This window comes from Pseudomonas sp. YNh, from assembly GCF_037993085.1.
In the GTDB taxonomy this organism is placed as follows: Bacteria; Pseudomonadota; Gammaproteobacteria; order Pseudomonadales; family Pseudomonadaceae; genus Aquipseudomonas; species Aquipseudomonas putida.
The window spans coordinates 95,058-106,225 of sequence record NZ_JBBMRJ010000020.1 but is presented as its reverse complement, the minus strand read 5'-3'; the positions used below and the strand labels follow the sequence as shown (position 1 = coordinate 106,225).

Here is an 11,168-nt window from a genome sequence, read left to right as displayed (position 1 = left end):
AACCTCTTTCGCCCGCAGGGCGCCTTCGGCTGGTTCAGTTACACCACTTCCCGGGACACGATCGGCGGCAGCTGTGCTCATGACAGCTGAAGCTGTGTCTTTGGCGTGGGGGAGAGGAAAGACCCAGCTGGTACGGGATAGAGGCCCGTACGTTTTTTAAGCAGCCTTGATGCTGACGAGCAGGCGAAAAAGGCCTTGCGAGATGCTGGCGATACCCCGATGAGGTAGCCAGAAAGTCCATTTGCTAACAACAGATGGACTTCGGATTCTTAACGCCGTAACCGGGGCAGCGTGACGATCCCATTGCGTCCTATGAACGCCCTAGAGATGCATGATTTTTACCAACCGGGAGTCTGTATTGCAAGCCCAAGCAGTGAGCTCAAGCCTTGATTGCATCTAGGTAATCTGACCAGCGCTGCATCATATCGCGGCGCTCAGGCAGAAATGATGTTCGGTCGTATGCGCGCCCCAGTGGATTTTTTACCGTGTGTGCAAGCTGATGCTCCAAGAGATCGGGGCGAAACCCCAACACCTCAGCACCTATGGTTCTCGCGGTCGCACGAAAGCCGTGCCCAGTCATTTCGTCGCCGCTGATGTCCATGCGGCGTAACGCGCTGAGTACGGCATTGTTGGACATCGGTCGGTCGCCTCCTCGTGCCGAGGGGAAGGCGTACCGATGTCTGCCGGTGAGTGGTTTCAGCTCGCGTAGAACCGCGATTGCTTGCTGGCTTAGGGGAACCAAGTGATCCGGGCGATCCTGTTTGGTGGCAGTGAGCCCTTTCATCTTGTGGCCGGGAATCAGCCATTCGCCAGCATCCAGATTGACCTCCGACCACTCCATGTGGCGCAGGTCTCCGGGTCGGCAGAACAGCAACGGAGCCAGTTTTAACGCACAACAAAGCCGGGGCAGGACGAGGCTGGCTACTACTGGCCTGGAGTGCTCGATCACTTTTTTGAGGTGGCGTTTGAGTGGGCCGAGCATTTGAAGCAGAAGTTCAATGGCAAGGCATGGTCGGGGTACCAACCCCAGGTGATTAGGCTGATACCTGTGCCAAAGCCAGAAGGGCGCGATGATGCCTTGGAGGTCGTTTCTCTGATCGTCTATCCGGCTCCCGAGAATCAGAACTGCTGCATTGTGTACAAGGATGTCCGGGGCGGGTTTCTTCGTGAGTTCGACAGCGAGGCTGACCTGGATGTGTGGAACCGCTATGAGTTTGGCTTGCTAACCGAGTAGGTGACGGGGCTTCAGGTTATTTCTTACTGCTCCTGCAGATCCTCTGAACGAATATGAGGAGCCCCGTTCATGAGGATCATTCGCCTGAAAGAAGTCATCGATTCGACTGGTCTTGCCCGATCGACCATCTACAAACACATCTCGGAAGGTACCTTCCCGAAGCCGGTCTCGTTGGGCGACCGCTGTGTCGGCTGGGTCGATAGCGAGGTGCATGACTGGATCCTGGCAAGGATCGAGGAGCGGGACCTGGCAGAGGGGGCTGCGGTGCGCCCCACCGGCCACCTGAGTATGGCTAGCTAGAACTATCACCTACGCCATGACCGGCTAAGGCTGGTCATGGCGTTTATGCCGCTTGGAAAGTCCAGCGCTCTCAGCTAACTCTCCCAGGATGCGATTGGGTGAATCTCTCGGCAGGCTCGGTAATGTTGCTCCCCATTGCCAGGCCAACCTGGGGTGATCGCTGAGTCTTGGAGCGGGATCTAGTTATATAGTTCTAGTCTATCACCGTGTCAATACTCGATAGGCTGAGTTTTTAGTAACCACACCGGCACTATCACCCTGCCTCCGGGTTAGGTCATCGGTTAATAAATACACATCCCGTACCTGGTATGCGAAACCACTCACCAGGTACAGAGCCATGACCAAACAAAACGCCAACACCCTCCAATCCCAGTCCGATATCGCAATTCGAATTGAGCGCCTCATCAACGCCATCCAGCGTACAGATAGCCAGGCCTGCCGAATCTCATATTCAAAGCATGGAGATGAACAGGTCAGAGAAACCATGCTTTCAAAATACGGGTAAGCGGATTAAATGGTTGATCTTACCTTTGCATGAGAGTGAGACAGACCGGCATCTCATCGGATTATCTGGTTGATGCTTCACCTACTGCTGGTGCATGTTTCCTTCGCTAATTCCAGCAAGAACCCCACACGCCTCAACTTCCCGGTCATCGTTGCAACTCGCTCTCAGTGAAACGAGTTGTTTCTCAAGCGCTTGCAGAGCGGTTATCTGCGACCGCACATGAGAGATGTGATCATCGAGCAAGGCGTTGACGGCGGTACAAGGCTGATGAGGGTCGTCCTCATAGCTCTGTAGTTCGTGAATCTCAGCCAGTGACAGGCCCAGGATTCTGCAGCGACGGATGAAGGCCAGCCCCTCACCATGCTTCTCGGTATAGACACGGTAACCGTTGTCCTGCCGATCAGGCGGCGGCAACAAGCCCTGCTGTTCATAGAAGCGGATCGTCTGTGTTTCGACCCCTACCAACTGCGCCAACTGACCAATGCGCATCAGCCTCCTCCCCAACGGATTCTTTACTCTATTGACCTTATAGTAGCTTTATAGTTTTAAATGGTACCACAACATTGTTCAAGTGGAGTCGTATCATGAGCAAATCCTGTGGTGGCGCCTGTGGCGGTGATGCAACGTCCGCAGCGGATACCGATATACAGGCCTCCTCCGAGGCGCCAGGGAGATGGGTCAGTGTTTATGCCGTGCCGAAGATGGACTGTCCATCAGAAGAACGAATGATTCGCCTAGCCCTGAACGGCTTTGAGGAGATTCGGGCGCTGTCCTTCGACTTGTCGAACCGCCGGCTGAAGGTCGTGCATGACGGCGAGGTCGAGCCCGTCACCTCGAAACTGAAGACCTTGGGGCTAGGCGCCTCGCTTCAGGAAACCGTCGCTGCAAATCCGGAGACCATCAAGGCCGCCGAGTTTTCGGCAGCTTCTGCTAAGCAAGAATCCGGGACCCTGCGCTGGTTGCTCGGCATCAATGCACTTCTGTTCGTGGTGGAAATGACTGCCGGTCTGATCGCCCGGTCCACCGGCCTGATTGGAGAATCCCTGGACAATTTTGCCGATGCGGCGGTGTACGGGCTTGCCCTTTATGCGGTTGGACATAGCGTGAAAATGCAGGTACGTGCCGCGCATCTTGCTGGTGTACTGCAACTGATCTTGGCTGTGGGCGTGCTCGTAGAGGTGGTGAGACGCTTTGTATTCGGTAGTGAGCCTGAATCGCTGGTGATGATGGCTATCGCATTCGTCGCATTGATTGCCAATACCAGTTGTCTGCTGCTCATATCCAAACATCGGGAAGGCGGGGCGCACATGAAGGCAAGCTGGATATTCTCGGCCAACGACGTGGTGATCAACCTGGGGGTCATCACCGCCGGCGCCCTGGTCGCGTGGACCGGTTCCAATTATCCGGATCTGATTATCGGCACCATCGCGGGGGGCATTGTACTTAACGGTGCCAGACGCATTTTGGCGTTGAAGGGTTAAATAATGCTCATTATTGGCAAAAAGCTCTCGCCGTATGCCCTATTGTCCATATCGGGCCTGCTGGCAGCGTCTGATCAGGCTGTAAAGTGGCTGGTGCAGCAATCAATGGCCTATGGCGAGTATGTTTCGGTGACCCCGTTCTTTAACTGGGTGCACCTATGGAACACCGGTGCCGCATTCAGTCTTTTTGCGAATGGTGGAGGCTGGCAGCGCTACTTTTTTATCGGAATCGCGGTAGTGGTCTCGATTTTTCTGATCAAGCTGATCCTTGAAAATCGTCATAAAGGAGAAGCCATCGCTTACAGTCTTATCCTCGGTGGCGCCATGGGCAACCTGATTGACCGGGTCTTTCGCGGCTATGTTGTGGATTCCTTTGATTTCTATTGGCGAGACTGGCATTGGCCGGCCTTCAACCTGGCTGATATTGCAATTGTCCTCGGTGCCTTACTTTTCGTTTCCAGCAGCTTGTTGGGTAAAAAAGCAAACACCAATGCCGAGTCGGATGGATCTGACTGACACCTACGCCTATACAACACCATGACCGAACTTCCCGACAACATCCTTCACCTGCCGCAATACCAAGTACTGGGCTGCAAATCAACCGACGACGAAATGCACTTCCAGGTGGACGTGCCCGATCCCATCGCCTGCGAGGAATGCGGCGTGCAGGGTGAGTTCGTACGGTTCGGCAAGCGTGACGTTCCCTATCGTGATCTGCCCATCCACGGCAAGCGGGTCACTCTCTGGGTGGTCCGCCGCCGATACACCTGCCGGGCCTGCAAGACAACATTCAGGCCCCAGCTACCGGAGATGGTGGACGGATTCCGTATGACACTGCGGCTGCATGAGTACGTGGAGAAGGAATCCTTCAACCACCCCTACACCTTTGTGGCGGCACAGACCGGCCTGGACGAGAAGACGGTGCGCGACATCTTCAACGCCCGCGCCGAGTTCCTGGGGCGCTGGCACCGCTTCGAGACGCCCCGCATCCTGGGCATTGACGAGCTATACCTGAACAAGCGCTACCGCTGCATTCTGACCAACATTGAGGAGCGAACCCTGCTCGACCTGCTGGCCACCCGCCGCCAGGACGTGGTGACCAACTACCTGATGAAGCTGAAAGACCGGCAGAAGGTCGAGATCGTCAGCATGGACATGTGGAACCCCTACCGGGCAGCGGTCAAGGCTGTGCTGCCCCAGGCCCGTATCGTGGTCGATAAGTTCCATGTGGTGCGCATGGCCAACGATGCCCTAGAGAGAGTGCGCAAGGGCCTCAGAAAGGAGCTGAAACCGTCCCAGAGCCGGACTCTCAAGGGAGACCGGAAAATCCTGCTGAAACGCGCTCACGAAGTCTCAGACCGGGAGCGCCTCATCATGGAGACCTGGACAGGCGCGTTCCCGCAACTGCTGGCCGCCTACGAGCACAAGGAGCGCTTCTACGGCATCTGGGACGCCACCACACGGCTCCAGGCAGAAGCCGCCCTGGACGAGTGGATAGCCACCATCCCGAAGGGCCAAAAGGAAGTCTGGAGCGATCTGGTCAGGGCAGTGGGAAACTGGCGCGAAGAGACCATGACCTACTTCGAGACGGACATGCCCGTCACCAACGCTTACACGGAGTCCATCAACCGACTGGCCAAGGACAAGAACCGTGAAGGGCGCGGTTACTCCTTCGAGGTGATGCGGGCACGAATGCTCTACACCACGAAGCACAAGAAGAAGGCACCGACTGCGAAGGTCTCTCCTTTCTACAAGAAAACCATCGGTTACGGACTGCCGGACTTCGCAGAGGAACTCAACTACGGAGTCGATCTATCAACCATCTGAGGGTGGTATCAGATTGATGGGGTGAAGGTGCCCCATCAACCATTAAATCCGTATACCCCAAAATACTTCGATGGGATCGTGCAGATGGTCGCGCTGCTCGACGGAGATGTGGCGTATCAGTACAGCTGGCACTTGAGCCTTCTTCAGGAAGCCTGCCAGGCCATTGGGATTGAGCGCAGCCCCTTTGGCATCACCTGCTTGAACGAGGGTGAAACGCGCTATCTGAGCACCAGTGAGACGCTGAACGAGCTGACCAAGTGCATCCGTACACTCCTTGCCCAAAAGAGATTCAAGCGTAGGGAGCACGATCAGCGCTACCAGGCGATTCAGCAAGAGGTCGAAGTCGATCGCTACGTTGATGCCATGTTTGATCGCTACGCCCGGATCTGCGTGATCAGGGTTGATCTGTATTACCGTGCAGAGGTCCAGGCGAGGTTGCGTGTGGAGCGCGTATTCGACGATCTGAATCGGCTGATAGCTGAGCGTGAACGCAACCTAATTTTCGACCATGAAATTGGCTACATTTGCAGCGTCGAGCAAGGCGAGGACCGGGGCTATCACATCCATGCAGCGTTCTTCTTTAACGGTGCTGAAGTGAGTGCCGATATCTACAGGGCTCAGCGGATCGGTGAGCTATGGGAGCGTATTACCCGTGGTCAGGGCTACTTCCACAACTGCAACCTCGAAAAAGATAAATACCAAGACAGGCTGGGGCTTGGCCTGATCCACAGGCGGGACCTGAATGGGCGGGCTAACGTGCTTTGCGCCATGCGTTACCTGGTCAAGAATGATCAACATCTGCGGCTCAAACCGGTAGGAGCTCGTTGCTTGCGCAAGGGGCAGGCAAGGAAGGTTTCCGGGATTCCTAATCGATCCATTCCCCTGCGAGGTGCCGAACAAACATGTCGATGAGCCCAGCCTGCCGGCCGATCACCCGTTCAGCGAAACCAACCTGAACCCTGGCCTAAATGGTCGCGACATGCGCAAGGTGTCCGACACAGATGCTGGGACAGTGGCTGCACTCGCTTTGAAACGGTCATTGGAGACGATTCGCGCTGAGGCAAGTACTGTCGGCCGCATTCGGCCGCTACTGGATGCTACGGTCGGGAAGCTAGCTGAGCGTGCATCTGATGCAGAACTGGTTCGGCTGACCAAGGCTACCAACGGCTGGCGCTTCGACCGCAAGGCCGGCAGCGCCGAAATCCACGCCCGGCGCATCGGCCGTAACGAGCTGGCTGCATTGCAGTCGGTCCTAGCCTATCACGACGCGCAGATGGACTACGCCTCGAAGGACCGCAACAGCAACGGCGCGCTGGAATATGCCCAGCAGATCTTCAGCACGCCCGGCAAGCATGACGGCCTGTTCTGGGAGGACGAAGAGGGCGGCGAGATCAGCCCGCTGGGGCCGCTGTTCGGCAAGGATGTGGTGGGCGATGCCTGGTACGGCTACCACTTCCGCATCCTTGATGGCCAAGGCTCGTCGGCCCCGGGCGGCGCCTACAGCTACCTGATCGGCAACCAGATGAGCCGCGGCTTCGCCCTGGTCGCCTGGCCGGCGAAATACAACGATAGCGGTGTCATGAGCTTCATGATCAGCCACGACGACCAGGTGTTCGAGAAGGATCTGGGGCCACAGGGCGACAAGATTGCCAAGGCCATGAAACGCTTCGATCCGGATGACAGCTGGAAGAGGTGGATGTCAGCGCCAGCGAATGACGGCCGGCGCGCACCGCCGACGGCAGGCTGCGTGGAAACTATCCAGTGCTGTTCCGCGTTGGTGCGCGCCCGCATCAAAACAGGTCTTAACGCACAGGTTTAATTCATCAATTCGGCAAAATAGTGTGCAAGGTGAACAGGTAAAGTTGTGCCGATTGCCCGCAAATTTCCTGTTTTTCGCGCTTGGCAAAAGCGGCCCGCATATTGCTCCCCTAGTCGCAACGACAACCCGGAGCACCGTGCCATGAGCTCACCTACCGAATTCCCGCTTTGCGAAGCCCCGCCATCCTCGCGCAAAGGGCTGCTGCCCATTGCCATGGTGTTGTTCAGCTTTACCTTCTTCACCGGCACCATGTTCGCCGGTGGCAAGCTGGGCATGGCCTTCAACTTCGTCGACATGCTGTGGGTCGCCGCCATCGGCAACACGCTGCTGGCGTTGTACGCGGCGGCCTTGGCCTTCATCGCCTCGCGCAGCGGCTTGAACAGCGTGCTGATGGGGCGCTTCTGTTTCGGCGAGGCGGGCAGCCGGCTTTCCGACTTCATCCTGGGCTTCGCCGAACTTGGCTGGTACGCCTGGGGCACCGCGACCGTGGCGATCGTGCTGGTCAAGTTGCTGGGCCTGGCGGGTGGTTTCACCGTGCCGCTGATGGTGCTGTTCGGCCTGGGTTTCAGCATTACCGCGATCATCGGCTTCAAGGGCCTGGACCTGCTGTCGCGGGTGTCGGTGCCGCTGATGTTCGCGCTGCTGCTGGTTTCGATGTATATCGCCACCGCCGATGCCGGGGGCTTTGCCGGCCTGGCGGCGGTGGTGCCGCATGAAACCATGACCTTCTCGGCAGCGGTGACCATGGTCTTCGGCACCTTCGCCAGCGGTGCCACCCAGGCCACCAACTGGACCCGGTTGTCGAGCAGCGGGCGGGTGGCGGTGGTGGCCAGCATCGTCGCCTTCCTGCTCGGCAACGGCCTGATGGTGGTGGCCGGGGCCTGGTGCGCGATGGTCTACCAGCAGGCCGACATCGTCGAAGTGATGATGCTGCAAGGCCTGTCGTTCGCGGCGGTGGTGATGCTCTGCCTGAACCTCTGGACCATCCAGGGACCGACCATCTACAACGTCTCGGCAGCGGCCTGCCACTTGCTGCGCAGCGAGCGTCGACGCATCGCCACGCTGGTCGCGGCAGCGGTGGGCATCGTGCTGGCGATTGGCGGGATGTATGAAATGCTGATCCCGTTCCTGGTGCTGCTGGGCTCGATCATTCCGCCAGTGGGTGGGGTGATCATGGCCGACTTCTGGTACCGCCACCGCGGCAAGTACCCGGCGCTGGCCTCGGTGCAGCTGCCGCGCTACAACTTCTTGGGCCTCGGGTCCTATGCGCTGGGTGCGGTGCTGGCCTACGCCTCGCCGTGGGTCGCGCCGCTGGTGGGCATTGGCGCCTCGGCCCTGTGCTACATCGTCATGCTTGAACTGAGCGGCCGGCGCCGGGCGCTGGGCCAGGCGGGTGTCGAACCGTGAGCCTGGCGCTGGACGAAATCCTGCACCTGCCCGGCCTGCAGGACATGACCGTCCGGGCCGGCGCGCGCAACCTGCAGCGGCGGGTGCGCTGGCCGTATGTGGCCGAGAACGAAGGCATTGCCGAGTGGGTGATGGGCGGCGAGCTGGTGTTCGTCACCGGCATCAACCACCCACGCGGCGAGGCCAACCTGCTGAGCCTGGTGGAAGATGGCGACGCCGTGGGCATTGCCGGCATGGTGATCCTCACCGGCGGCACGTTCATCCACGGCATTCCGCCTGTAGTGATCGAGCGCGCCGAGCAACTGGGGCTGCCGCTGATCGAGCAGCCGTATGCGCTGAAAATGGTGGTCGTCACTCACCTGATCGGTACGGCCCTGGTGCAGATGACCCAGGTGCGGCGCTCGCGCAATGACATCCTCGGCCAGTTGCTGACCGGCGACTACCCGAGCCTGGCCATCGCTCGGCAGCGGGCCGCGCACCTTGAGCTGGCGCTGGACGAGCCACGGCGCCTGGTGACACTGCGGCTGTCTGGCGTCGATGGATTGTTCGAGCGCCATGGGCTGGCCCAGGGCGAGCGCGTGTGGCAGGGCATTCGCCAGGCGCTGGAAGATCAGCTTGAGGCCTGGTGTCGTGGCAGGCCGGGGACTGTGACCGCGCAATTGCCGGGTGACCTGTTCGTGTTGTTACTGGCCGATGCCCACGGCCTGCACGCCACCCTGGCCGCGCTGCACCGGCAGTTGGCGGGCGTGGTCGGTGAACTGGGCCTGTTCATGGGCCTGTCGCGCCTGGCCGAGGATTGCGCCCACTACCGCCAGGCGCTCAATGAAGCGCGCCAGGCCTTGGAAGTGGCGCAGAACCTGCGCCCGGCCACCGGTTTCTGCGACTTCAGCGAGTTGGGCGTGCTGCGCCTGCTGCAAGGCATCGTCGATCGCTCGCTGATCGACGACTTCGTCGCCGAAACCCTTGGCCCACTGATCGCGCCCGGCCGCAAGCACCCCCATGTGCTGGTGCATACCCTCGACGCCCTGCTCAAGGAAAACGGCAATGGCCTGAAGGCCGCCCAGCGTCTGGGCCTGCACCGCAACACCATCAACCAACGTATTCAACGTATCGAACAACTGAGTGGGCAGTCACTCGACGACCCGCTATTTCGTATGAACGCTTCGGTCGCCATGCTGGTATGGCGCATGAGCGAAGCCCAATGCAAGGAGTAACAGCATGAACATCATCAACGCCCGTCTGCGTGGCAAGTCGGGCCTGTTTCGTATCGAACTGAACGGCGACCGTATCGCCGCCATCGAGCCCCAGGCCGATGTGGCGGTGCTGGCCAACCCCGACGACCTGGACGCCCAACAGAACCTGGTGGTGGCGCCCTTCGTCGAGCCGCACATTCACCTGGACGCCACCCTCACCGCCGGCGAGCCGAAGTGGAACATGAGCGGCACCTTGTTCGAAGGCATCGAACGCTGGGCCGAGCGCAAGGAAATCACCACCCACGACGACATCAAGCAGCGCTCGAAGAAGACCATCGACATGCTGGTGGACCATGGCATTCAGCACGTGCGAACCCATGTGGATGTGACCGACCCCAAGCTCACCGCGCTCAAGGCCATGGTCGAGGTGCGCGAGGAAGTACGCCACCTGGTTGACCTGCAAATCGTCGCCTTCCCCCAGGAGGGCATCGAGTCGTTCGCCAATGGCCGGGCCCTGATGACCGAAGCGGTGGCCATGGGCGCCGATGTGGTCGGTGGCATTCCGCATTTCGAGAACACTCGCGATCAGGGTGTGTCGTCGGTGAAGTTCCTGATGGAGCTGGCTGAGCGCACCGGTTGCCTGGTGGACGTGCACTGTGACGAAACCGACGACCCACAGTCGCGCTTCCTCGAGGTGCTGGCCGAAGAGGCCCGGGTACGTGGCATGGGCGCTCGGGTCACGGCGAGCCACACCACGGCCATGGGCTCTTATGACAACGCTTACTGCTACAAGCTGTTCCGCCTGCTGAAAATGTCGGGCATCAACTTCATCTCGTGCCCGACCGAGAGCATTCACCTGCAAGGGCGCTTCGACACTTACCCCAAGCGCCGCGGGCTGACCCGCGTGGCCGAGATCGACCGCGCCGGGATGAACGTGTGCTTCGGCCAGGACTCCATCGTCGACCCGTGGTACCCGCTGGGCAACGGCAACATCCTGCGCATTCTCGAAGCCGGGCTGCACATCTGCCACATGCTCGGCTACGAAGACCTGCAACGCAGCCTGGATCTGATCACCGACAACAGTGCCCGCACCCTCAACCTTGGGGAGCGTTATGGCATCGAGGTCGGGCGGCCGGCCAACTTGCTGCTGCTGTCGGCGCCGGATGATTACGAGATGGTCCGCAGCCAGGGCCACGCACTGGTTTCGGTGCGCAACGGCAAGGTGTTGATGCGCCGCACGTCGGCGCAGGTCGAACGCTTTGCCTGACGCCACCCTCTAGCAACGGCATTCATCATGCCCCGCCGGCTTTGGCCGGGCGGGGTGCTTTGCCATGGGCGCAGGATAATTACTGATGCCAAATTCGGTATCAATGGCTAACGAAATACGAATTATCAGAATCAA

Annotated in this window: 13 protein-coding genes; 11 read left to right on the top strand and 2 right to left on the bottom strand. The window is 59.3% G+C overall.

Annotation, left to right across the window (positions count from 1 at the left end):
• Window positions 1–379: 379 nt before the first annotated feature.
• Window positions 380–982: a tyrosine-type recombinase/integrase gene (locus tag WF331_RS20005; protein WP_256207027.1), complete on the bottom strand. Its 603-nt coding sequence runs from the start codon at window positions 980–982 to the stop codon at window positions 380–382.
• On the opposite strand from WF331_RS20005, the gene WF331_RS20000 reads away from it, so the two are divergent.
• From WF331_RS20000 to WF331_RS19990, 3 genes are all read left to right on the top strand, one after another.
• Entirely contained in the window at window positions 938–1,234 is a 297-nt protein-coding gene (locus WF331_RS20000) for a hypothetical protein (RefSeq protein WP_177342411.1), read from the top strand. The two genes, WF331_RS20005 and WF331_RS20000, sit on opposite strands and share 45 nt — an antisense overlap.
• Before the next feature lie 69 nt (window positions 1,235–1,303).
• Window positions 1,304–1,534 (top strand): helix-turn-helix transcriptional regulator, encoded by a 231-nt coding sequence (locus tag WF331_RS19995; protein ID WP_009683504.1) that lies wholly within the window; start codon window positions 1,304–1,306, stop codon window positions 1,532–1,534.
• A gap of 337 nt (window positions 1,535–1,871) precedes the next feature.
• Window positions 1,872–2,039 (top strand): hypothetical protein, encoded by a 168-nt coding sequence (locus WF331_RS19990; protein WP_340623233.1) that lies wholly within the window; start codon window positions 1,872–1,874, stop codon window positions 2,037–2,039.
• 81 nt (window positions 2,040–2,120) lie between these two features.
• On the opposite strand, the gene cadR is transcribed toward WF331_RS19990, so the two are convergent.
• Window positions 2,121–2,528: a Cd(II)/Pb(II)-responsive transcriptional regulator gene (gene cadR / locus WF331_RS19985; RefSeq protein ID WP_009403731.1), complete on the bottom strand. Its 408-nt coding sequence runs from the start codon at window positions 2,526–2,528 to the stop codon at window positions 2,121–2,123.
• A 95-nt stretch (window positions 2,529–2,623) separates the two neighbouring features.
• Between cadR and WF331_RS19980 the strand changes: the two genes are divergently transcribed.
• The 8 genes from WF331_RS19980 (at window position 2,624) to codA (ending at window position 11,033) form a co-directional block, all read left to right on the top strand.
• Window positions 2,624–3,520, top strand: a complete 897-nt coding sequence (locus WF331_RS19980; RefSeq protein ID WP_004364974.1) for a cation transporter — start codon at window positions 2,624–2,626, stop codon at window positions 3,518–3,520.
• Window positions 3,521–3,523: 3 nt separating this feature from the next.
• The gene (gene lspA, locus WF331_RS19975; RefSeq protein WP_003821921.1) at window positions 3,524–4,036 is read left to right on the top strand and encodes a signal peptidase II; all 513 of its coding nucleotides are present in this window, start codon (window positions 3,524–3,526) and stop codon (window positions 4,034–4,036) included.
• 21 nt (window positions 4,037–4,057) lie between these two features.
• Window positions 4,058–5,347: an ISL3-like element ISPpu12 family transposase gene (locus WF331_RS19970; protein ID WP_004574636.1), complete on the top strand. Its 1,290-nt coding sequence runs from the start codon at window positions 4,058–4,060 to the stop codon at window positions 5,345–5,347.
• Between the two features lie 84 nt (window positions 5,348–5,431).
• Window positions 5,432–6,259, top strand: coding sequence for a YagK/YfjJ domain-containing protein (locus WF331_RS19965; protein ID WP_340623232.1), 828 nt, complete (start codon window positions 5,432–5,434; stop codon window positions 6,257–6,259).
• A 67-nt stretch (window positions 6,260–6,326) separates the two neighbouring features.
• Entirely contained in the window at window positions 6,327–7,166 is an 840-nt protein-coding gene (locus WF331_RS19960; RefSeq protein WP_079279884.1) for a DUF2950 family protein, read from the top strand.
• Between the two features lie 141 nt (window positions 7,167–7,307).
• Complete coding sequence (gene codB / locus WF331_RS19955) at window positions 7,308–8,573, top strand: cytosine permease (RefSeq protein ID WP_023101490.1); 1,266 nt, start codon at window positions 7,308–7,310, stop codon at window positions 8,571–8,573.
• The gene (locus WF331_RS19950; RefSeq protein WP_023101489.1) at window positions 8,570–9,787 is read left to right on the top strand and encodes a PucR family transcriptional regulator; all 1,218 of its coding nucleotides are present in this window, start codon (window positions 8,570–8,572) and stop codon (window positions 9,785–9,787) included. Before codB ends, WF331_RS19950 begins: the two co-directional genes overlap by 4 nt.
• A 4-nt stretch (window positions 9,788–9,791) precedes the next feature.
• Window positions 9,792–11,033 (top strand): cytosine deaminase, encoded by a 1,242-nt coding sequence (codA, locus tag WF331_RS19945; protein ID WP_023101488.1) that lies wholly within the window; start codon window positions 9,792–9,794, stop codon window positions 11,031–11,033.
• Window positions 11,034–11,168 lie beyond the last annotated feature (135 nt).